This is a genomic window from Pararhizobium sp. (assembly GCF_035497515.1).
Lineage (GTDB): Bacteria > Pseudomonadota > Alphaproteobacteria > Rhizobiales > Rhizobiaceae > Pararhizobium.
Genome location: NZ_DATJDJ010000054.1, coordinates 16,770 through 40,120 on the forward strand (window position 1 = coordinate 16,770; position 23,351 = coordinate 40,120).

General features: G+C 60.9%; 18 protein-coding genes. 17 read left to right on the forward strand and 1 reads right to left on the reverse strand.

Features of this window, described 5'->3' with window-relative positions:
* The first annotated feature begins 139 nt into the window (after nt 1-139).
* The 7 genes from VL202_RS05775 to VL202_RS05805 all read left to right on the forward strand — a co-directional run bounded on the left by VL202_RS05775 (nt 140) and on the right by VL202_RS05805 (nt 7,534).
* Nucleotides 140-1,171: a septal ring lytic transglycosylase RlpA family protein gene (locus VL202_RS05775; protein WP_325463190.1), complete on the forward strand. Its 1,032-nt coding sequence runs from the start codon at nt 140-142 to the stop codon at nt 1,169-1,171.
* A gap of 64 nt (nt 1,172-1,235) precedes the next feature.
* A complete protein-coding gene (locus VL202_RS05780; RefSeq protein ID WP_325463191.1) occupies nt 1,236-2,390 on the forward strand; it encodes a D-alanyl-D-alanine carboxypeptidase family protein in 1,155 nt (384 codons plus the stop codon).
* A 90-nt stretch (nt 2,391-2,480) separates the two neighbouring features.
* On the forward strand, nt 2,481-3,194 hold the full coding sequence (tmk, locus tag VL202_RS05785) for a dTMP kinase (RefSeq protein ID WP_325463192.1): 714 nt from the start codon (nt 2,481-2,483) through the stop codon (nt 3,192-3,194).
* Complete coding sequence (locus VL202_RS05790) at nt 3,191-4,222, forward strand: DNA polymerase III subunit delta' (protein ID WP_325463193.1); 1,032 nt, start codon at nt 3,191-3,193, stop codon at nt 4,220-4,222. The genes tmk and VL202_RS05790 overlap by 4 nt, the downstream gene beginning before the upstream one ends.
* Nucleotides 4,223-4,361: 139 nt before the next feature.
* Complete coding sequence (gene metG, locus VL202_RS05795; RefSeq protein WP_325463194.1) at nt 4,362-5,912, forward strand: methionine--tRNA ligase; 1,551 nt, start codon at nt 4,362-4,364, stop codon at nt 5,910-5,912.
* 10 nt (nt 5,913-5,922) lie between these two features.
* A complete protein-coding gene (locus tag VL202_RS05800) occupies nt 5,923-6,702 on the forward strand; it encodes a TatD family hydrolase (RefSeq protein ID WP_325463195.1) in 780 nt (259 codons plus the stop codon).
* Between the two features lies 1 nt (nt 6,703).
* Nucleotides 6,704-7,534 carry an MBL fold metallo-hydrolase gene (locus VL202_RS05805; RefSeq protein ID WP_325463196.1) on the forward strand — a complete coding sequence of 277 codons (831 nt, stop codon included), beginning with the start codon at nt 6,704-6,706 and terminating at the stop codon, nt 7,532-7,534.
* Between the two features lie 6 nt (nt 7,535-7,540).
* Here VL202_RS05805 and VL202_RS05810 read toward each other — a convergent pair whose 3' ends face one another.
* A complete protein-coding gene (locus VL202_RS05810; RefSeq protein ID WP_325463206.1) occupies nt 7,541-8,485 on the reverse strand; it encodes a phosphoribosylaminoimidazolesuccinocarboxamide synthase in 945 nt (314 codons plus the stop codon).
* Between the two features lie 241 nt (nt 8,486-8,726).
* On the opposite strand from VL202_RS05810, the gene VL202_RS05815 reads away from it, so the two are divergent.
* The 10 genes from VL202_RS05815 to VL202_RS05860 all read left to right on the forward strand — a co-directional run.
* Nucleotides 8,727-10,097, forward strand: a complete 1,371-nt coding sequence (locus VL202_RS05815) for an ISNCY family transposase (protein WP_325463207.1) — start codon at nt 8,727-8,729, stop codon at nt 10,095-10,097.
* Nucleotides 10,098-10,396: 299 nt separating this feature from the next.
* Nucleotides 10,397-11,425 carry a LacI family DNA-binding transcriptional regulator gene (locus VL202_RS05820; RefSeq protein WP_325463197.1) on the forward strand — a complete coding sequence of 343 codons (1,029 nt, stop codon included), beginning with the start codon at nt 10,397-10,399 and terminating at the stop codon, nt 11,423-11,425.
* Nucleotides 11,426-11,574: 149 nt separating this feature from the next.
* Complete coding sequence (locus VL202_RS05825; protein WP_325463198.1) at nt 11,575-12,846, forward strand: ABC transporter substrate-binding protein; 1,272 nt, start codon at nt 11,575-11,577, stop codon at nt 12,844-12,846.
* 101 nt (nt 12,847-12,947) lie between these two features.
* Nucleotides 12,948-13,847: a sugar ABC transporter permease gene (locus VL202_RS05830; protein WP_325463199.1), complete on the forward strand. Its 900-nt coding sequence runs from the start codon at nt 12,948-12,950 to the stop codon at nt 13,845-13,847.
* Nucleotides 13,847-14,671 carry a carbohydrate ABC transporter permease gene (locus VL202_RS05835; protein ID WP_325463200.1) on the forward strand — a complete coding sequence of 275 codons (825 nt, stop codon included), beginning with the start codon at nt 13,847-13,849 and terminating at the stop codon, nt 14,669-14,671. The genes VL202_RS05830 and VL202_RS05835 overlap by 1 nt, the downstream gene beginning before the upstream one ends.
* A gap of 8 nt (nt 14,672-14,679) precedes the next feature.
* Nucleotides 14,680-16,920 carry a glycoside hydrolase family 2 protein gene (locus VL202_RS05840; protein WP_325463201.1) on the forward strand — a complete coding sequence of 747 codons (2,241 nt, stop codon included), beginning with the start codon at nt 14,680-14,682 and terminating at the stop codon, nt 16,918-16,920.
* A gap of 34 nt (nt 16,921-16,954) precedes the next feature.
* The gene (locus VL202_RS05845; RefSeq protein ID WP_325463202.1) at nt 16,955-18,028 is read left to right on the forward strand and encodes a sn-glycerol-3-phosphate ABC transporter ATP-binding protein UgpC; all 1,074 of its coding nucleotides are present in this window, start codon (nt 16,955-16,957) and stop codon (nt 18,026-18,028) included.
* Nucleotides 18,029-18,071: 43 nt separating this feature from the next.
* Nucleotides 18,072-20,078, forward strand: coding sequence for an aldo/keto reductase (locus VL202_RS05850; protein ID WP_325463203.1), 2,007 nt, complete (start codon nt 18,072-18,074; stop codon nt 20,076-20,078).
* A gap of 114 nt (nt 20,079-20,192) precedes the next feature.
* Nucleotides 20,193-21,389, forward strand: coding sequence for a 2Fe-2S iron-sulfur cluster-binding protein (locus VL202_RS05855; protein WP_325463204.1), 1,197 nt, complete (start codon nt 20,193-20,195; stop codon nt 21,387-21,389).
* Nucleotides 21,386-23,351, forward strand: a 1,966-nt coding sequence (locus VL202_RS05860; RefSeq protein WP_325463205.1) for a mechanosensitive ion channel family protein, incomplete at its 3' end; no start/stop codon positions are given. The genes VL202_RS05855 and VL202_RS05860, both read left to right, overlap by 4 nt.

Sequence of the window (23,351 nt, forward strand, 5' to 3'; positions counted from 1 at the left end):
GCGGCGCGTTAACCATTCGCAATTTCGCCACGTTGTTGTCATGTTTAATCAACTGTTACGTTTCGTGACGCCGGTTCTTTTGCGGGGGCAACGCAGGAAAGTTCCGAGTGCGGCTTTTACGAATGGCGATGTGGGGCACATGACTTCCAATCAGACTGCGGCTTTGGTCCTCAAGGGAATGCGTTTTGCCGCAATCCCGATGTTTTGCGTTGCCCTGACGGCCTGCGGCACCACGTCAAGCGTCAGCAAGAGCAAGCCCCGCAGCAAGGAATATTTCGCCGAGTCGATCTACGGCGTGAAAGCGAGCCCCCGCGTCGCCGACGGCAAGAACATTCCCAAGGGCGGCGGCCGCTATCAGGTCGGCAAGGCCTATCAGGTCAAGGGCAAGTGGTATCAGCCCAAGGAAGATTTCGGCTATAACAAGACCGGCATGTCATCCTGGTACGGCTCGGCGTTCCATGGTCGCCTGACGGCCAACGGCGAAGTCTACGACAAGTACCACCTTTCAGCCGCGCATCCGACATTCCCGCTGCCGAGCTATGCCCGCGTCACCAATATCGAGAATGGCTCCTCGGTCGTCGTGCGCGTCAACGATCGCGGCCCCTATGAATATGGCCGCATCATCGACGTGTCCTCCAAGACCGCCGATTTCCTCGACATGAAGCGCAAGGGCAGCGCCAAGGTCCGCGTCCAGTACATCGGCAAGGCGCCGCTCGAGGGCAACGACATGCCCTACCTGATGGCATCCTATGTCAAGAAGGGCGACCGTAGCCCGAACGCTTTCCCGGAAGGCCAGATCGCAACCGGTGTCATGGTTGCCTCGAACGAACCGCTGCGCAAGCAGGCCGGCAATCTCGGCACGCTGACGATCCCCGCCAAATCGAACATGGAGATGGGCGTTCCGGTTACGGCACTTGCCGAAACGGAAATGCCGTCGGCCGCGTCCGCAGCGCTTGACGCATTCGCCATGCTTCCCGAGATCGGTCCGATCCCGCGCGAGCGTCCCGAATACATTCCGCTGCCGGACGGCAACATGGCGTATGCTGCTGCCTATGTGGAAGCGCGCGTGAGCGATTCCGAAACCGCCTTCGATGCCATCCTGGTCGACCAGAATCCGCTGACTCCGAAATCCATCGTCGCATACGCAAAACGCCAGGGCGCGGCACGCTGAACCGCGCAGGGCGATTGATCCCCGGGGAGCCGGCTGCTATGGCCGAATGACACCGGAGTTTTGAATGCGCGCACGGCTGGTCTCGATCTTCCTTCTCATCGCCGTTATCCTCGGACTGACCCTGCCAGCGCAGGCGCAGGTCTTCGAGACAAAGGCGAAACAGGCCTATCTCATCGATGCCGAAACAGGCACGGTGCTCTTTGCCAAGGACGAGAACGCGCCCGTTCCGCCGGCATCGCTTGCAAAGCTGATGACGATGGAAGTCGTCTTCGACGCGCTTGCCAGGAAAGAATTGACGCTCGACACCGAGTTTCCCGTTTCGGAATATGCCTGGCGTACGGGTGGGGCGCCCTCGGGCACGTCGACCATGTTCGCCGCGCTGAAATCGCGCGTTCGTGTCGTAGACCTCATCCAGGGCGTCACCGTCCAGCTTGCCAATGATGGTTGCATCATTCTGGCGGAAGGTATCGCCGGCAGCGAAGAGGCCTACGCCAAGCGCATGACCGCGCGAGCCAAGGAACTCGGCCTGTCGGCCTCGGTTTTCAACAACGCGACCGGCCTGCCGGATCCCAAGAACGTCGCGACGATGCGGGACTTGGCGATGCTCTCCCGCCACATCCAGACGCGCTATCCGGATTTCTTTCCCTATTATTCGCAGCCCGAATTCGAGTGGAACAAGATCCGCCAGCGAAACCGCAATCCGCTGATCGCGGCCAATATCGGCGTCGATGGGTTCGCCGCCGGCTTTGCGGAAGGCTACGGCTACGCGATAGTCTCCACGATGCAGAAGGACGGACGGCGGGTCTTCCTTGCGCTCGGCGGCCTTGCCAGCGAGAAGGAACGCCTGGAGGAGACCCGAAAAATTCTCGACTGGGCGATGAGCGCGTTTGAAAAGAAGCGGCTGTTTGCCAGCGGCGAAGTGGTCGGCGAGGCCAGCGTCTATGGTGGCGACGCCTCCCATGTGGAGCTTGTAACGAGCGAGCCCGTCGATGTGCTGGTTCCCGTCAACAACCCGGAGCGCCTGACGGCCAAGGTGATCTATCGCTGGCCGTTGCCCATGCCGGTCGAGGCGGGCAAGGCAGCGGGCACGCTCAGGATCTGGAGCGGGGAGCGGTTGTTGCGCGAGGTTCCGGTCGAGACCGCGCAATCAGTGCAGGAGGGAACATTGCGAAGCCGGGCATTGGACGCGCTGCAGGAACTGCTGTTCTTCTGGCTCTGAGGAAAGATGCCGCAAGCGGTTTCGCGGCTCACGACAATCCGCTAAACAGAATCCAGATGAAAGTATCCAGCGCGGTGACGTGCTGGCCTCATGCGGGAAACACGAGTGTCTGTCGGAAACGGTCTATTCGTTACATTCGAAGGCGGGGAAGGGGCAGGCAAGTCCACCCAGATCCGCCTGCTTGCCGATGCGCTGCGCGAGCGCGGCTATAAGGTGCTGACGACACGCGAGCCCGGTGGCTCGCCGGGGGCGGAGGCCGTGCGTCATGTGCTGTTGTCCGGCGCCGCGCAGGATTTCGGCGTGCGCATGGAAGCCATGCTGTTTGCCGCCGCCCGCAGCGATCATGTCGAGCAGATCATCCGGCCGGCCATTATCGACGGCACGATCGTCATCTGCGATCGTTTCATGGATTCGTCCAGGGTGTACCAGGGCGTCACCGGCAATCTCGAGCCATCCTTCATCGAGACGCTGGAACGCGTCGCGGTGAATGGCGTCATTCCCGATTGCACGATCGTTTTCGACCTGCCGGCCGCGCTCGGCCTGGAACGCGTCCATCGGCGGGCGAATACGGCGGAAGCGCCGGCCGGGCAGGAAGCCGGGCTCGACCGTTTCGAGCGGGAAGAACTGAAAACGCACGAGAAGCGCCGCGAAGCCTTTCTCGATATCGCCGCCGCTGATCCGAAACGCTGCCACGTGATCGATGCCGCCGCCTCTGCAAGCGACATCGCGGTCGCCGTCCTTGCGATCGTCGAGCCGATGCTGCCGGGATCGGGCGGCGGACCGCATACGGAAGCGGCGCAATGAGCACGGAGAGGTTTGATGTTCTGGAGGGGGCGGTTCCGCCCGCCGAAAACACGAAACTGTTCGGTCATGCCGAAGCCGAGCACTTTCTGGCGCAAAGCTACAGGTCCGGCAAGGGGCATCACGCCATCCTGATCGAAGGACCGGAGGGGATCGGCAAGGCGACGCTCGCCTTCCGTTTCGCCAATCATGTGCTGAGCCACCCGGACCCTTCCGAGGCGCCGGAACAGCTTTCCGATCCAGATTCGAATTCGGTTGTCAGCCGGCAGATCGCCTCCGGCGCCTCGCACAATCTGCTGCATCTGACCCGGCCGACGGACGAGAAGACCGGCAAGGTCAAGAGCGCGATCACCGTCGATGAAGTGCGCCGGGCCGGCAAGTTTTTCTCGCAGACGTCGGGAACCGGCAATTGGCGCATCGTCATCGTCGATCCCGCCGACGACCTCAACCGCAATGCCGCCAACGCCATCCTGAAGATTCTCGAGGAACCGCCGAAGCGGTCGCTCTTCCTGGTGCTGACCCATGCGCCGGGCAAACTGTTGCCGACGATCCGCTCGCGCTGCCTGCCGCTAACTTTGAAGCCGCTGGCGCCGGATGCGCTGCGCCAGGCGATGGTTCATCTCGGCCTCGACCTCTCCGGCGATGCCGGGGAAAAGGTTCTTGCCTCAGCCGACGGCAGCGTTTCGGAAGCTCTCAAGCTGATCAATTATGGCGGCCTCGATATCATGGCGGCGTTCGAGACCATACTGGCGGGCCAAGGACCTGCGATCCGAAAGGACATGCACAAGCTCGCCGACGTTCTTGCCGGCAAGGATAGCGAGACGATCTTCGAGTTCTTCACGGCACTGGTCACCGCCCATATCATGCGCGAGGCCCGCAGCGCGGCGCACGCCGGCGATATAGACCGGGCAGAGCGGTTTGCGCGGCTGTCCGCGGGGATCACCGAGCGGATTTCGGTAGCGCAAGCCTACAATCTCGATCGCAAGCAGACGATCCTGTCCATCCTCGACGACCTCAAGGCCGTCTCCTGAGTGGTCGATATTTGAACAGGCCACGCGCGTGTTTTCCGACCGACAAGCCGCCTTTTCTGGCCTCGGCTGTTTCATCCCGTCAAGGGATGCGCTAATAGCTCGGGCCAGCAAAGCATTATCCGAACAGGCCGAACCGATCATGACCGACAAGCCCCCTTTCTACATCACCACCGCGATCTCCTATCCGAACGGCAAGCCGCATATCGGCCACGCCTACGAGTTGATTGCGACGGATGCGATGGCGCGCTTCCAGCGGCTGGACGGGCGCGAGGTGCTGTTTCTGACGGGCACCGACGAGCATGGCCAGAAGATGCAGCAGACGGCGCGCAAGGAAGGTATCTCCGCGCAAGAGCTGGCCGACCGCAACTCCGCCGAATTCAGGAAGATGGGTGCACTCCTCAACGCTTCGAATGACGACTTCATCCGCACCACGGAGAAGCGCCACTACGAGGCGGTGACCGATATCTGGAACCGCATGGCCGGGGCCGGCGACCTCTACAAGGACAGCTATTCCGGCTGGTACTCGGTGCGCGACGAGGCCTATTACCAGGAAGGCGAAACCGAGCTTCGCGCCGATGGCGTGCGCTACGGGCCGCAGGGCACACCGGTCGAATGGGTGGAGGAGGCGAGCTATTTCTTCAAACTCTCCGCCTATCAGGACAGGCTCCTGCAGCATTACGAAGACAATCCGGACTTCATCGGTCCGGCCGAGCGCCGCAACGAGGTCATTTCCTTCGTGAAATCGGGACTCAAGGACCTGTCAATGTCGCGCACGACATTCGACTGGGGCATCCCCGTGCCGAACGATCCCGGCCATGTCATGTATGTCTGGGTCGATGCGCTGACCAACTACATCACCGCGACCGGCTATTTGACAGACCCGGAAGGCCCGCGTGCAAAGTTCTGGCCGGCCGATATCCACATGATCGGCAAGGACATCATTCGCTTCCACGCCGTCTACTGGCCGGCCTTCCTGATGTCGGCCGGATTGCCTCTGCCGAAGAAGGTGTTCGCGCATGGCTTCCTGCTCAACAAGGGCGAGAAGATGTCGAAATCGCTCGGCAATGTCGTCGATCCGGTCAATCTGGTCGAGCATTTCGGCCTCGATCCGATCCGCTATTTCTTCCTGCGCGAAGTCTCCTTCGGCCAGGACGGCAGCTATAGCGAGGAAGGCATCGCCACGCGCATCAACTCCGACCTCGCCAATGGCGTGGGCAACCTTGCCAGCCGGTCGCTGTCGATGATCGTCAAGAACTGCGACGGGCAGATCCCCGCATGCGGCCCGCTGACGGACGAGGACAAGGCGATGCTGGCGGCGGCGGATGCGCTTGAGGGTTCGACGCGCGACGACATGAATGCGCTGATGATCCACAGGGCGCTGACCTCGATCATCGCCGTCGTCTCGGAAGCCGACCGTTATTTCGCCGGCCAGGCGCCTTGGGCGCTGAAGAAGACCGATCCCGCCCGGATGGGAACCGTGCTCTATGTCACCGCCGATGTGGTTCGCCAGGTCGCCATCCTCCTCCAGCCGTTCATGCCGGCATCGGCAGGCAAGCTTCTCGACCTGGTGGCTGTCCCGACCGACAAGCGGACATTCGCATCGCTCGGCGAGGCCGGCCGTCTCGTTGCCGGAACCGCGCTCGAAGCCCCCACGCCCGTCTTCCCGCGCTACGTCGCGCCGGAAGCGTAAGAGACGCCACATGCTGATCGACACTCATTGCCATCTCGATTTTCCGGATTTCGAGGCCGAACGCGACGCGATTATCGAGCGCGCCCGGGCGGCCGGCGTCGGCCAGATGATCACCATCTCGACCCGCGTCAAGAAGTTCGACACGATCCTTGGCATCGCCGAGCGCTATCCGAATGTCTTCTGTTCGGTCGGTACCCATCCGCACAATGCGGACGAGGAACTGGACATCGAGGCAGACGATCTGGTGCGCCTGGCGACCCATCCGAAGGTCGTCGCGATCGGTGAAGCAGGGCTCGACTATTTCTACGACAATGCACCGCGCGACGCCCAGGGGATCGGCCTGCGCCGGCATATCGCGGCGGCCCGCGAAACCCAGCTGCCGCTGGTCATTCACAGCCGCTCCGCCGACGACGACATGGCTGATATCCTGACAGAGGAAACAGGGAAGGGGGCCTTCCCTTTCCTGCTTCACTGCTTTTCCTCAGGGCCTGAACTCGCCAAGGTCGGCGTCGAGCTTGGCGGCTATATTTCCTTTTCCGGAATCCTGACATTCCCGAAATCGGAAGAACTGCGCGAAATCGCCAAGACCGTTCCGCATGACCGCATGATCGTCGAGACCGATGCGCCATATCTTGCGCCCAAGCCGTTTCGTGGCAAGCGCAACGAGCCGGCCTATGTCGCCCATACGGCCGATGTGCTCGCCGAGACGATCGGCGTTTCGCGCGAGGAAATCGCCGGGATCACCACGGAAAACGCTTTCCGCATCTTTTCTAAAATGCCGAGACTTTGAAATGGCGGTGAGGCGGGTCTTCACCATTCTCGGCTGCGGCTCGTCTCCGGGCGTGCCGCGCATCAACGGTGACTGGGGCGCCTGCGACCCGTCCAACCCGAAAAACCGCCGCAGCCGTGCCGCCTTGCTGGTCGAACAGATCGGACCGGACGGCGGAAAGACCACCGTCGTCATCGATACCGGCCCGGATTTTCGCGAACAGATGATCGCGGCCAAGGTCCAGAATATCGACGCCGTCTTCTATTCACATGCGCATGCCGATCACATCCACGGCATCGACGACCTGCGCGGCTACGTCCAGTATTCCGGTCGCAAAACCCCGATATGGGCCGATCAGGAGACAATGGACCGTATTCGCGACGGTTTTCGCTATTGCCTGGAAACGCCTGTCGGCAGCAATTATCCGCCGATCGTCGAGGCGAAGATCATCGATCCGGTGCTGACGCCGGTCGTCATCGATGGCGCCGGTGGGTCGATCCCGTTCCAGCCGCTGCTGCAGCACCACGGCAGCATCATGTCGCTCGGCTTCCGTGTCGGCAATTTTGCCTATTGCAGCGATGTCAGCGATTTTCCGCAGCAGACGATCGACAGACTGTCCGGCCTCGACATGCTGCTCATCGACACGCTGCAATACAAGTTTCATCCGAGCCATCTATCGCTCGAACAGTCTCTCGGCTGGATCGCGCGTCTTGGTCCAAAGCGCGTTGTGCTGACGCACATGCACACGCCGCTCGACTACGACACGGTGATGCGCGAGACGCCTGACCATGTCGAGCCCGGTTATGACGGAATGCGGCTGGAATTCGAGGTGACCGGCGATCCGGTCACTTGAAGCCGGTCAGCCGAAATAGGGCTGCAGGTTCGCGCGGATGCGATCGAGCACGGTGGCGCCGGACAGGTCGGCGACGAATTTTTTGCCGGTGATCGTCTCGAAAGCCTCGATATAGACTTTTGACGTCTGCTCGACGAGATCGGCCGGAATTTCCGGGATCGGATCCTTGTAGGGATCGCAACGCTCGGTCACCCAGGCGCGGACGAAATCCTTGTCGAAGCTCTTCGGACGCGCGCCGGAAGCGAAACTTTCCTGGTAGCTGTCGGCGATCCAGTAGCGGCTGCTGTCCGGGGTGTGGATCTCGTCGGCAAGAACGATGTGGCCGTCCTTGTCAGTTCCGAATTCATATTTGGTATCGACGAGGATGAGGCCGCGTTCGGCGGCAAGCTTTTGGCCCCGCGCGAACAGCGCCAGCGCATATCGCGACACCGTTTCCCATTGCTGCTGCGTCAGAAGCCCCTGGGACAGGATTTCATCGGCCGACAAGGGCTCGTCATGGCCGTCGTCGAACGCTTTGCTGGTCGGCGTGATGATTGGCCGCGGCAGCTTCTCATTGTCTTTCATGCCATCCGGCAACGTGATGCCGTACATGGCGCGCTCGCCATGGCGATACTTGGTCAGGATCGACGTGCTGGTCGTGCCGGCGAGATAACCGCGCACGACGATCTCGACCGGCAGGATATCGAGCCGCGTGCCGATGACGACGTTGGGGTCCGGATAGGACAGGACATGGTTCGGGCAGATGTCTGCCGTTTCCTCGAACCAGTAACGCGCTGTCTGTGTCAGGATCTGGCCCTTGAACGGGATCGCGGTCAGGATCACGTCGAAGGCACTCAGACGATCGGTCGCGATGATGATCCGGTTGCCATCCGGCAGGTCGTAATTTTCGCGAACCTTGCCATTGTAGCGTCCCGGCAATTCTGGAATGAAGGCATCTGAAAGCACGCGCAAATCGCTCATCGGGTCCGGACTTTCTCTAACGATGTAGATGGGGATCGCTTAAGCCTTGCCCATGGCTGCGGTCAAGCGGGATGGGTGAGGAAAGCAGCAATTCCAAGGTTTCCGGATGTGCTTTTATTCCATAATCTATCTTATGTGACTTTGATATGTAGCCGCAAAGTTAAAGTGTCCTGTTTCTGCAAAGTTGGAATGTCGCACTCCCCGGGTCTGGTTGACGTTTGGGAGATTGCAGATGGGATTGATAGCGATGAGCGAGCGTGATCTGCTGCGAATAGAGGTTTTATCGAAGGTAACGGCTGGCCGTATGACGATGGTCTCGGCGGCGCATGTGCTTGACCTGAGCGAGCGCCAGGTGCGCCGGGTCCTGCAACGGATGCGCACGGATGGTGCGGCGTCGATCCGGCACAAGGCGATCGGCCGTCCGTCGAACAACCGCATCAGCGACGGCCTTCGGGACTACGCGGTGACCCTGGTTCGGGAATCTTATGCGGATTTCGGGCCGACCCTGGCTTCGGAGATGCTTGCCGAGCGTGATGGGCTGCGTGTGTCGCGCGAGACGTTACGGAAGTGGATGACGGCTGCTGGCATCTGGTTGTCGCGCAAGCAGCGCCGGACGTTTCATCAGCCGCGATTGCGGCGCGAAGCCTATGGTGAGCTGGTGCAGATCGACGGGTCGGAGCATCGTTGGTTTGAGGATCGCGGAGCGCCTTGCTCGCTGCTTGTGTTTGTCGATGATGCGACCGGCAGGTTGATGCAGCTGCGCTTTGTACGTTCTGAAAGTGCCTTCACCTATTTCGAGGCACTGGCGCTCTATCTGGAGCGTCACGGCGCACCGATTGCCTTTTATTCGGACAAGCATTCGGTGTTCCGGGTGGCGAAGAAGGATGCCAGGGGCGGCCAGGGCATGACCCAGTTCGGGCGTGCGCTTTGCGAGCTAAACATCGAGATTCTTTGCGCAAATTCGAGCCAGGCCAAGGGCCGTGTCGAACGGATGAACCGGACATTGCAGGATCGTCTGGTCAAGGCACTGCGACTTTCCGGAATCGACAACATGGAAGCCGGCAACGCGTTTCTGGCGAGTTTCATGAGCCGGTATAATGCTCGATTTTCAATCGTCCCTGCCCGTTCCGATGATTTGCACCGGCCGCTGAATCTGGCGCCGGATCGATTGACGGAGATCCTGTGCAAACGCGAACAGCGTTACGTCGGAACACAACTGACATTTTCGTTTGAACGCAAGCGGATCATGCTGGCGGAGACCGAGGTGACGCGTGGTCTGGTTGGCCATTATGTCGAGACCTATGCCTATGCGGATGGTCGTCTCGATGTGCGCTGGAAAGGCTATTCCCTGCCCTACACGGTGTTCGACAAGGACCGGCGGGTGACGCATGCGGCAATCACCGAGAACAAGCGGCTCGGTGATATTCTGGCTTACGTCAAGGAGCGCCAGGACCAGCAGGTGCCGCCGGTCGTCAAAACCAACAGTGACAAAAATGGCTATAAGCCGAGAGGTCGCAAACCCGGTCGGCGCACGGATTATATGAACGATCTGGCGGTGATTGCCCGGCGAGAGAAAGCGCTGTTGAGACCTGCGGCGGAATGAATGATCGTTCGAATAGCCTCAAAGCTAAAGCCGAAGAGGTGTGCTTATCACCCGCCCCGATCTGATCTTGCAAGCGGGATCAGCCGCTCAGATCGGGGCGGGTCGGCGTGCCAAAGAGCGCCTTGCGGACGTTTCTACTTTGCAAACCGGCGGACAATTCAACCTTGCCGCCACACTTCAAGGATGAAGCGCGACATGCCAATGATTACAAGCGCGATTTGCCACTTCCGCAGTGCTGTCGCCGAATATTTTGGACATGGGGCTTGATACGCACCCGGCTCCGGGTGCAACAAGGTGGTATGGTGACCATCAAGGAAATTGCCGAGGCTGTTGGCGTATCGTCCGCCACGGTTTCCCGTGTTCTCAACTACGACGCCACGCTTGCCGTCTCGGCCAAGAAGCGCCAGGCCATCATCGAGACGGCCGAAGCGCTGAACTATGCGACGCCGCGTGCCCGCAACCGGACGAATGGCGTGCAGCATGCGCTCGTGCCCGGTGCCGGCAAGATCGCGCTCGTCCATTTCCTGAGACCGGCGCAGGAACTGGTCGATCCCTATTATATCGGCGTGCGGCTCGGCATCGAGAACCGCTGCCAGGCGCTGAAGATCGAGGTCGTGAAGGTCTATCACACAGACAATCTTCCTGAACCGAACTTGCTGCAGGGCGCATCCGGCGTGATCGCCGTCGGCAAACATAGCGACGAGGAGGTCGCCTGGCTGCGCAGCCACAGCCGTCATCTCGTGTTTGCGGATTTCTCGACGCCGTCCGAAGCCGACGATTGCGTGGAGAGCAATGTGTCGCTGGCCATGCACAAGCTGATCAGCGCGCTCTCGGCCATGAACTATCGCCGTATCGGCTTCATCGGCTGGGCCGAGCATCTCGACGGATTGCCGCACCTGCAGGGCGAGAAACGCTGCATCGCCTATACGAAATGGATGAAGGATGCCGGGATTTTCGAGGAAGGCCTGTGCCTGACGGAACCCCTGACGCAGGACAGCGGCTACACGCTTGCCCATGCCATCATGAACCAGCAGAATCCCCCCGACGTGCTGATCACCTGCAACGACAATATGGCGATCGGCGCCTATCGCGCCATGCAGGAACTCGGCCTGCGCATTCCCGACGACATCGCCATTGCCAGCTTCAACGATATTCCCGTCGCGCAATTTCTGTCGCCGCCCCTGTCCACCGTCAAGCTGCCGGCCGAACTGATCGGCGAGACCGCCGTGGACATGCTGCTCGAACGCTTCTCCGGCAGGGAACTCGCCAAAAAAGTCATTCTCGCCACCGAACTGGTGTGGAGAAACAGCACCCGATCGCCGGAATAATCCGATATTTTGCAATAAATACAGTGGTATTGTTTCAAATTCATGGCGCTAGTAAAAATTTACTGAAAATATTGCATTCGCCCGCATTTTAGGGAATACTCTTTTTTGAGGTGGAACAATCCGCCTTGGGAGCCTTCTGGGAGGAAGCAATGTATCACACAGTCACGTCACGCTTCGCGCGTGTCATCGGCCTTGCCATGGGCGTCAGCGTTCTCGCGGTCGCCGCAGCCCAAGCCAAGGAAATCACCGTCTGGTGCTGGGACCCGAATTTCAACGTCGCAATCATGAAGGAAGCCGGCGAGCGCTATCAGAAGACGCACCCGGACGTTACCCTGAACATCGTCGACTTCGCCAAGCTCGACGTCGAGCAGAAGCTCCAGACCGCGCTGTCCTCGGGCGTGACGGACGCCCTGCCCGATATCGTCCTCATCGAGGACTACGGCGCGCAAAAATACCTGCAGTCTTTCCCCGGCACCTTCGCAGCCCTGTCGGATGTGGTCGATTATTCCGGTTTCGCGCCCTACAAGGTCCAGTTGATGACCATGGACGGCAAGGTCTACGGCATGCCGTTCGATTCCGGCGTCACCGGCATGTACTACCGCAAGGATTATCTCGAGCAAGCCGGTTTCAAGCCCGAAGACATGCAGGGCATCACCTGGGATCGCTATATCGAGATCGGCAAGCAGGTCGAGGCCAAGACCGGCAAGAAGATGATGGGTCTCGACCCCAATGATGCCGGCCTGATCCGCATCATGATGCAGTCCGGCGGCCAGTGGTATTTCGATGCCGAGGGCAAGCCGAACATCGTCGGCAATGCCGCGCTGAAGGCCGCGCTCGAAACCGAAGGCAAGCTTCTGGCGGCTGGCATCACCAAGCCGGCGACCGGCTGGGCCGATTGGGTCGGAACCTTCACATCGGGCGATGTTGCCTCGGTCATCACCGGTGTGTGGATCACGGGAACGGTCAAGGCGCAGGCGGACCAGTCCAACAAGTGGGGCGTGGCGCCGATCCCGAGCCTCGGCGTCGAGGGGGCTACCAATGCGTCGAACCTCGGCGGTTCCAGCTGGTATGTTCTCGAAAGCTCGGCGGAGAAGGCCGAGGCGATCGACATGCTGAACGAGGTCTATGCCAAGGACATCGATTTCTACCAGAAGATCCTCCAGGATCGCGGTGCGGTCGGTTCCCTTCTTGCGGCTCGCGGCGGCGCTGCCTATGAAGCGCCGGATGCCTTCTTCGGCGGCGAAAAGGTCTGGCAGAATTTCTCCGATTGGCTGGCCAAGGTTCCGGCCGTCAACTACGGCGTCTTTACCAATGAGGCGGATGCAGCGGTAACCGCCCAGCTTCCGGCACTCACCAAGGGTACGCCGGTTGATGAAGTCCTGAAGGCGATCAACGACGAAGTCGCAGCCCAGATCCAGTAGGAAAACCCGAACGCCCGGGCAGGTTGACCATCAGCCTGCCCGTCGGGGCCGCGCCCGTTTGCGCGTCCCCTACCCGTGCCACGGTCATTCCGGAGAAAACGATGGCGGTCCTGCGAGCCGGCGGCGGTGTTCGTCGCTACTACAATATCAATGGTTGGCTGTTCGTTGCCCCTGCCCTGGGTCTCATCGGCGTCTTCATGATCTATCCGATCCTCTGGTCGCTGTGGATGTCGTTCCAGACCGGCAAGGGGCTGACCACGAAATTCGGCGGTTTCGCCAATATCATTCGCCTCTGGAACGATCCGGTCTTCATCAAGGCGCTGTCCAACACGACGATCTTCTTCGTTATCCAGGTGCCGATCATGCTGACGCTGGCGCTGATCGTCGCGGCGGCGCTCAACAATCCCAACCTGAAGGGCCGCAGCTTTTTCCGCACCGCGATCTTCCTGCCTTGCGTCACCTCGCTCGTCGCCTACTCGGTTCTGTTCAAGAGCATGTTTTCCGCCGACGGCGTCGTCAATGGCGCGCTTGAAGCGCTGCACATTATCTCATCACCGATCCCGTGGCTCACCGATCCCTTCTGGGCAAAGACCCTGATCATCATCGCCATTACCTGGCGCTGGACTGGCTACAACATGATCTTCTACCTCTCGGCGATGCAGAACATCGACAAGTCGATCTACGAGGCGGCGCGCATCGACGGCATTTCCGCGCGCGGGCGGTTCCTTTACATCACCATTCCGATGCTGAAGCCGGTCATCCTGTTCACCATGGTCACCTCGACCATCGGCACGCTGCAGCTCTTCGACGAGGTCTACAATTTCACCGAAGGCAAGGGCGGGCCGTCGAACGAGACGCTGACCCTGTCGCTCTACATCTACAACCTGACCTTCAAGTTCATGCCGAGCTTCGGCTATGCGGCGACCGTATCCTACGTCATCGTCGTCATGGTCGCCCTGCTCGCCTTCCTGCAATTCCAGGCCACCAGGGAGCGCGACTGATGCTTTCCGACCGCTCCACCGCGCTGCTCGCAAGCATCGCCACCTATCTGTTGCTCGGCTTCGTCGCCTTCCTGTCGGTCTTCCCGTTCATCTGGATGGCGATCGGTGCGACCAATACCTCGATCGACGTCATCAACGGCAAATCGACCTTCGGTTCGGCGCTGGGCATCAACATCACCGGGTTTTTCACCCAGGTGGATGTGCCGCTGGTGTTCTGGAACACTGCCAAGATCGCCGTCATCAGCACGGTCCTGACGCTCGCGATCTCGTCGCTTGCCGGATACGGCTTCGAGATGTTCCGGTCCCGCGTTCGCGAGCGAATCTACCATTTCATGCTTTTGACACTGTTCATTCCGTTCGCGGCGCTGATGATCCCGCTGTTCATCATCATGGGCCGGGCGGGACTGATCAACACCCATATCGCCGTCATGCTGCCGGTCATCGCCTCGGCCTTCATGATCTTCTATTTCCGCCAGAGCACGAAGGCCTTTCCTTCCGAGCTTCGAGACGCTGCCAAGGTCGACGGACTGAAGGAATGGCAGATCTTCCTGTTCATCTATGTGCCGGTGATGCGCTCCACCTATGCGGCTGCTTTCATCATCGTCTTCATGCTCAGCTGGAACAACTATCTCTGGCCGCTGATCGTGCTGCAATCCAACGACACGAAGACCATCACGCTGGTGATCTCGTCGCTGGCTTCGGCCTACTACCCCGATTACGGCGTGGTACTGGTCGGCACCGTCTTTGCGACCCTGCCGACCCTCCTCGTTTTCTTTCTCATGCAAAAGCAGTTCGTCCAGGGAATGCTGGGCTCCGTCAAATAGGAATGATGATGCGTACGATTACCAATTTCAACGAAGGCTGGACGTTCCACGAAGGCTTTTCCGACACGCTGAAGACCAGGTTTCAGGATGGCAAGGCTGTCAGCCTGCCGCACAATGCCGTGGATGTCGCCTTCAACTATTTCGACGAGACTTGCTACCAGCGCGCTTTCACCTACCAGAAGCACCTGCCCTGGAACGCGGACTTCGCCGGCCGGGAAGTCTCCCTTGTCTTCGACGCGGCGATGGCTGATGCAGTCGTTTATCTCAATGGTCAGCAGGTCATCGCCCATAAGGATGGCTACACGCCCTTCGAAGCTCGGCTGACCGGGTTTCTCAGGGACGGCGATAACCTGCTGACCGTCAAGATCGACGGGAGCGAAAACCCGGAAATCCCGCCCTTTGGCGGCCGCATCGACTATCTGACCTATGCTGGAATCTATCGCGACGTCTGGCTGAAGGTCGCAAGCCCCGTTTCGATCGGCAATCTGAAGATCGAGACGCAGAACGTCCTGTCGGATACGAAGTCGGTGTCTGTGCGTTGCGATCTGAGCAACCCGGAAAACGTGGCGTTCAGCGGCACATTGACCGTCGCACTGAAGGACGCCGGCGGCACGGTGCTGCGAGAAAAGCGCATTCCCGCCCAACACGGCGCAATCGTCGCGATGGACGGACTGGAAGGCTTGTCGCTGTGGGATATCGACAGCCCTACCCTCTACACGATCACCGCAACGCTAGATACCGACCAAGGGTCGGACAGCCTCGGCTCGACCTTCGGTTTCCGGACCGCCGAATTCACCGTCGATGGTTTCCTGCTCAATGGCCGGTCGCTGAAGATCCGCGGCCTCAACCGCCACCAGGCGTTCCCCTATGTCGGCTACGCGATGGGCCGCTCGGCGCAGGAGCGCGACGCCGAACTGATGAAAAACACACTGAAGTGCAATCTGGTGCGCACCTCGCATTATCCGCAGTCGAAATGGTTCCTCGATCATTGCGATCGCATCGGCCTCCTGGTGTTCGAGGAAATTCCCGGCTGGCAGCATATCGGCGGCGACGCATGGAAGAAGGAAGCGATCGAAAACGTTCGCCGGATGATCGAGCGCGACTGGAACCATCCCTCGATCATCATCTGGGGCGTGCGCATCAACGAATCCCAGGATTCGCATGATTTCTACGTCGAGACCAACCGGCTGGCGCATGAACTGGATACAACCCGCCAGACCGGCGGCGTCCGCTACATCACCGACAGCGAGTTCCTCGAAGACGTCTATACGATGAACGACTTCATTCTCGGCAACGAGGAACTGCCGGGCAACAATCGCGGCCGGTTGGCGCTGCGCCCGCAACAGGAATGCACCGGGCTCATCCGCAAGGTGCCCTACATGATCACCGAATTCGGCGGTCACATGTATCCCACCAAGCGGTTCGACCAGGAGCAGCGCCAGGCCGAGCATGTGCGCCGGCACCTGGAAGTGCTCAACGCGAGCTATGGCGACCCGAGCATTTCCGGCGCCATCGGCTGGTGCATGTTCGACTACAACACCCACAAGGATTTCGGCTCCGGCGACCGCATCTGCCACCACGGCGTGATGGACATGTTCCGCGAGCCGAAATTCGCCGCTTACGTCTATTCCAGCCAGTGCGAGCCCTCGGACGAGGTGATCATGAAGCCCGTCACCTTCTGGGCGCGCGGCGAGCGCAATATCGGCGGCGTGCTGCCGCTGATCGTTCTGACCAATTGCGACGAGGTCGAACTCCGCTACGGCACGATCACAAAACGTGTCGGACCTGACAGAGAATCCTTCCCGCACTTGCCGCACGCACCCATCGTGTTCGATCATCGCCACTTCACCAAGGACGAACTCGGGCTCTGGGGCATGCAATGGGAAGATGTGAGCTTTACCGGTTTCGTCGATGGCAAGCCGGTTGCCTCGCTGAACATGGTGGCCGATCCCGTGCCGACGACATTGGAGGTCGAAACCGACACGCAGACGCTCGCCGCCCAGGGCCGCGACACGGTTCGCGTGATCGTGCGGGGGCTCGATCAGGTCGGCTCGATCGTGCCGTTCCTCAACGACGTCGTGACGGTGAGCATCGATGGCCCTGCCCGGCTGATCGGTCCGGACACGATGACACTTGCGGGTGGAACGACAGGCTTCTGGCTGGAATCGACCGGCGAGGCGGGAGCGATCACGCTTCGCGTTTCGAGCGAGCGTTTCGGCAGCCAGAGCGTTCCGCTCACGGCGGCATGACAGCGCACAAGAACGAACAAGGGCGGGGCACGGAATGAGCGACGTAAAACTGCAAGACATCAGGAAGGCCTTCGGCAGCCTTGAGGTCATCAAAGGTGTCGATCTCGATATCAAGTCCGGCGAGTTCGTCGTTTTCGTCGGCCCCTCCGGCTGCGGAAAATCCACGCTTCTGCGGATGATCGCCGGGCTGGAGGAGATCACCTCCGGCACGCTGGAAATCGGCGGCACACGGATGAACGATGTCGATCCGTCGAAACGCGGCATCGCCATGGTGTTCCAGTCCTACGCGCTCTATCCGCATATGACGGTGCGCGAAAACATGGGCTTTGCCCTGCGCTTTGCGGGCGTTCCGAAGGCCGAGGTGGAAAAGCAGGTGGCCGAGGCCGCCCGTATCCTGGAACTGGAGCCTCTGCTCGATCGCAAGCCCAAGCAACTCTCCGGCGGCCAGCGTCAGCGTGTGGCCATCGGCCGGGCGATCGTGCGGCATCCCAACGTCTTCCTGTTCGATGAGCCCCTCTCCAATCTCGATGCAGAACTGCGCGTGCATATGCGCATCGAGATTGCCCGGTTGCACAAGACGCTCGCCACCACGATGATCTACGTCACCCATGACCAGGTCGAAGCGATGACGCTTGCCGACAAGATCGTCGTGCTACGGGCCGGGCTCGTCGAACAGGTCGGTTCGCCATTGGAACTCTACGACGATCCGGCAAACCTGTTCGTCGCCGGCTTCCTCGGTTCGCCGAAGATGAACTTCTTCAAGGGTGTCGTCACCGCAAGCGGCAACGGCAATGTAACGATCGAGCTTCCGGAGGTTGGTGGCACTTCGATCGTGAAGGCCGCGACCATAGCCGCCGGAACCACTGTCACGGTCGGCGTTCGGCCGGAACATTTCGACGATACCGGCCCGGCAGTGCTGAATCTCACCATCGACATGCTGGAGCACCTTGGCGGCGAGACATTCGCCTATGCCCGGCACGGCAGCGGCGACCTCGTCATCATCGAGACCAAACACGGGCGCGACCTCAAGACCGGCGAAACGATCCACGCGAAATTCGAGCCGGAGCGGGCGCTCCTGTTCGACGCGGCCGGTAAGCGCATTCGCTGACAAGACAACCGCACAATCTTCTATCGGATGGAAAGCAAAGATCATGGCAGACAAGGTAAGATGGGGCATTCTCGGGCCGGGGCAAATCGCCAAGGACTTTTTCGCCGGGGTCGCCGGCTCTAAAACCGGTGTCATAGCGGCAATCGGAACCCGCAATCCTGACCGGCCGGGGCTTGCTGACAGCTTTCCTGGCGCCCGGATCATTGACGGCTATGAGGCGCTTCTGGCCGATCCGGATATCGATGCAATCTACATCGCCGTCCCGCATCCAGCCCATGCGCAATGGGCGATCAAGGCGGCAGAGCATGGCAAGCATGTGCTCTGCGAAAAGCCGATCGGGCTTTCGGCGGCCGAGGCCGATGCCATGTTCACGGCAGCCGAGGCGGCCGGCACGTTCCTCGGCGAAGCCTATATGTACCGGCTGCACCCGCTGGTCGCCAAGCTCGTGGAGACGCTGAAATCCGGCGCCATCGGCGATGTCCGCCTGATCAAGTCGAGCTTTGGCTTTGCCGTTAGCCCGCCCAAGCCCGAACACCGGTTGTTTTCCAACGCTCTGGCCGGCGGCGGCATCCTGGATGTCGGCGGCTATCCGGTGTCGATGGCCCGGTTGATCGCCGGCCTGAACAGCGAATCCGGCTTCCTCGACCCCGACCGTGTCGTGGCGGCCGCTCATCTCGGCGAAACCGGCGTCGACGAATGGACCTCGGCCGTTCTGCATTTTCCAAATGGCATTATCGCCGAAGTGTCCTGCTCCGTATCGTTGGCGCAGGACAATCTCCTGACCATCCTCGGCACCAAGGGCCGCATCGAGATCGACCAGTTCTGGTTTGCCGGCGGCAAGTCGGGCGGAACGGCGACGATTCATGTCATCGGCAACGATGGTTCGCGCAGCCGGATCGACGTGACCGAAGAGCGGCATCTCTACAGCTTCGAGGTCGATGCGGTGGGGGCAGCGATCGCCGCCGGGCAGATGCAGTTCACCTTCCCGGGCATGAGCCGCAACGACACGCTTGGAAACCTCAGGACCATGGACCGCTGGCGCGCGGCGATCGGGCTCGAATACGAGATCGAGAAACCGTCCGTTACCCGGCACACGATCCGGGGCGACGTCCTGCAGGTGAAGAACAACCGTATTGCGCGAGGAAGCATTCCAGGGCTGGCGCCGGAGACATCGCTGGCGGCAATCGGTTTTCTGGAACTCGGCAGCATATCGAGCGTGGCGATCATGCTCGATGCCTTTTATGAGGCCGGCGGCAACCTGTTCGATACGGCCTTCCACTATGGCAATGGCAAGCCCGAAGCGCAGATCGGCGAATGGATGCAGAGTCGTGGCGTGCGGCAACAATCCGTCATCATCGCCAAGGGCGCGCATTCGCCACTCTGCTATCCGGATGTGATCGCCAAGCAGTTGACTGTCAGCCTCGATCGCATGAAGACCGATTATGTCGATATCTATTTCATGCATCGCGACAATCCGGACGTGCCCGTCGGCGAATTCGTCGACGCCATGGATGCCGAAGTAAAGGCCGGGCGCATCCGTGGCCCGTTCGGCGGCTCGAACTGGACGCGCGAGCGCATGGATGCGGCCATCGCCTATGCCGAGCGGACCGGCAAGACGAAACCAAGCGTGCTGTCGAACAATTTCTCGCTTGCCGAAATGGTCAATCCGGTCTGGGACGGCTGCATCGCCTCGTCCGACAGCGAGTGGAAGGAATGGCTGGCATCCCGCAAGGTCACCAATTTCGCCTGGTCGAGCCAGGCGCGTGGTTTCTTCACCGATCGCGCCGGGCTGGACAAGCTCGGCGATCCGGAACTGGTCAACAGCTGGTATTCGCCCGCCAATTTCGCCCGGCGCGAACGGGCCACGATCCTCGCTGCGCGCCTCGGCAAGGACCCGATCCAGATCGCGCTCGCCTATGTGCTCGCCCAGCCTTTCGGCGTCATCCCGCTGATCGGTCCGCGCTCGCTTGGCGAACTTCACCACAGCATCGCCGCCTTCGACATCGAGTTGTCGCCGGAGGATATCCGCTGGCTGGAACAGGGGGACTGATGGGGTGCCGCGCAAAACGGCGCAAAAGCCCTGCATTATGATGGGTGACAATTTCCGATAGTTCATCCTAATATTAGCAGCCGTAGGGCTTCTTGGGGATGGATCGGGTAAAACATGGTCTGGAGCGTTAGACAGCGCAGCACAAGCTCCCTTGACCTGTCGATCCGGTCCGCCCGCCTGGTGTCAGGCCTTATCCTCAGCGCGTTCGTACTGACGCATCTCGCCAATCTCGCACTCGGTCTCGTTTCACTGGAAGCGATTGACGCTTGGCGTACCGTGCTGATGGCGCCGTGGCATAGCGCGGCCGGCAGCATTTTTCTCGCGCTTGCGGCGATCGTCCATGCCGGCATCGGCCTCTACACGATTTCCAAGCGCCGCAGCCTGGCCTTGAGCCGGGTTGATGTGGTGCAGATCATCCTCGGCGTGCTGACGCCGCCCCTGCTCATCACACATGTTTTGACCCTGCGAGCGACCAGCATCATCGTCCCGGACTTCGATGCCAGTTATGCCGTTATCCTGTCCGTCTACTGGAGCCTTGCGCCGACCTATGCGTTCCAGCAATTGTTCGTCGTGGTGATTGTCTGGGTCCACGCCGCCATCGGTTTTTATTCCTGGATTGCGCTGCGGCCCATATGGCCAAGGATCCGCACGATCGTCCTCCCTGTACTTTTCCTGGTTCCAATCCTTGCGCTCCTCGGCTTCGCCGAGGCTGGCAAGGAAATCCTTGACCGGCTGGAGAATGATCCGGGCTGGATAGATCATGTCCGCGCATCGCAACGGCTCTACAGCCAAGCCGCGCCGACCCTCGATGCGATCAATGTCAGTGTGGTGACCGGGTACTGGATACTGGTCGCCGCCGTCTTGCTCAGCTGGGCCATACGCATATATGCGGGCCGTTCGCGACGGGTTCGCATCATCTATGACGGTGAAGCGACCGCCAGTGGCAAAAGCGGGCTTTCGCTGCTGGAGATCAGTCTTTCGAGCGGCATACCCCACGCTCATATCTGTCAGGGGCGCGGCCGATGCGGCACATGCCGGGTCGAAATTCTCCGAGGCGGCCAGAACCTGACGCCGCGCACCGACCAGGAAATCAAGACGCTCGCCCATCTTCATGCCGATGATCGTACACGGCTCGCCTGCCAGGCGCGGCTTCTGCAGAGCGACGTGTCGGTCGCGCGGCTTCTGCCTGCTTATGCCGATATCAGCGCCGCGCAGACACCGGAAGAATGGGGGCGGAAGGATAGCCGTCCACCAACCGAGGAAACCTCGCCTGTCCCGGTCGTTTTGCCGTTCGAAGGGGCAGCACCTTGAAGAACAGAGTTCCGCTCATCATCACCCCCATCGTCCTTGCCGCCTCGGCCACGCTTGCGAATGCGGAGGTGCCGTCGGGTGACATTGCCGGGATGACGCTGACGCTGCTCGACCAACTGTCCGCGCGTTCCGATGCGATCGCCGCCAGTTTTACGGCCGCGCCGCTCGAATGGCAGACGACGCGGGAGGCTTTTTCCGCAGCCATGCTCAGCGGCGACGGCGTGCGGACCTTCACCTATGTCCTGCTTCTGCTGACGATCGGCGTCGGTCTCGAATGGTTTTACTGGACCTATGGCTATGCCTCGCTGCGGGTCCTGTTAAACGTCGAACCTGCTTCCCCCCGCCAGTCGCTACTGTTCGGGCTTCGCCGCTTCTGGCTCGCCGGTTTCGGGCTGCTGCTGTTTGCGGTCGCCGCGATCGGTTCGACCTCCGCCTTCGTCTGGCCGCCCGGCGTGCATGATATCGTCGTGACGGTGACGCTCGCCATTGTGACATTTCGCCTGACCGTCATCGTCGCGAACATCGTGCTGTCGCCCGGCGTGCCACAAATCCGGCTCGTGCCGCTGCCGGACCGAACCGCTCTCATCATGATGGCCGGTATCACCCTGCTCGCAGCAGTCGGCTCCATCGCGTGGTTCGTTCCGTCCCTGATCACGCGCATCGCCAGCGAGCCCAATCTGGCGGAGGCGCTGCGGATCGGCCTTGGCACGCTGATCACGACCGCCTTGCTGGCGGCCTGCCTGCTTCTGCTGCGCGGGCGCGAGAAGATATTGGCGGAACGACGCCGCGGGGTCCTGCCGAAATTTCCACGGGCGCTGGCATCGGCAACGCTGGTCGTTATCATCTATGGCCTCTGGCTTTTCGGCAATTCCGCCGCTGCCATCATCCTCACCACCATCGCCGTCGTGATCGCACTGCAGATATCGCTGCGCGCCATGGTGTTCTACTTCTGGCGCGACAGGGCCATTGCCGAGGAGATCGCCGCTGAAGCGCTGGATGGCGAAGAGCACGACGCACCTGCCGATCCCGAGCTCGCCCCGTCGATCATCCTGCCGGCCGTCCGGCTTGTCGTTGTGCTCACAGGCCTTGCCGTCTGCGCCCTTGCCCTCGATATGCCCTTTACCGGGATGGCGACCTCCGAAAGCCCACTGGCGCGGTTCGGCTTCCGTTTGCTTGGGGTCGCGGCGTTGGCGCTGCTTGCCAATGTCGCCTGGATCACCGTGCGCACCACCATCGATTATCGCCTGGCGACCATCGACAAGGTCGACGAGCACGAACAGCCAGGCCCCGGCGCACGGCTGCTGACGCTGCTGCCGATCCTCAGGACCACCGCGGCCACCGTCATCACCGTCCTGCTCGTCCTGTCGGGGCTGTGGACGCTTGGCCTCGAAATTACGCCGCTTCTCGCCGGCGCCGGCGTCGTCGGCCTTGCCTTCGGCTTTGGCGCGCAGTCGCTGGTGCAGGATGTCATCACCGGTATCTTCTATCTCGCCGAGGATACGTTCCGCGTCGGCGAATACATCGAGAGCGGCTCCTCGACCAAGGGGACCGTCGAGAAACTGACGCTCCGCACGGTGGCGCTTCGCCATCACAACGGTCCCCTGCATTTCGTGCCCTATGGCACGCTTGGAACCGTGCGCAACACCTCGCGCGACTGGGTCGTTGAGAAGTTCAACCTGCCACTGCCGGTCGAGGTGGACAGCGAGAAGGTCCGCAAACTGATCAAGCGCGTCGGCGAGGACATGATGGCTGATGAGGAACTCGGCCCGCTGATCCAGCAGCCGCTCAAGGGCAAGCTCTACCGGGTCGAGCCCGGCATCAAGATCTTCCGCTGCAATTTCCGCACCGCGCCGGGAAACCAGTTCACCGTGCGCGCCGCCGCCTACAAGCGCATTGAGGTAGCCATGAATGCTGCCGGCATCGCCTATGCCGGCAATGTCCCCGTGACAAGGACGCTTGAGC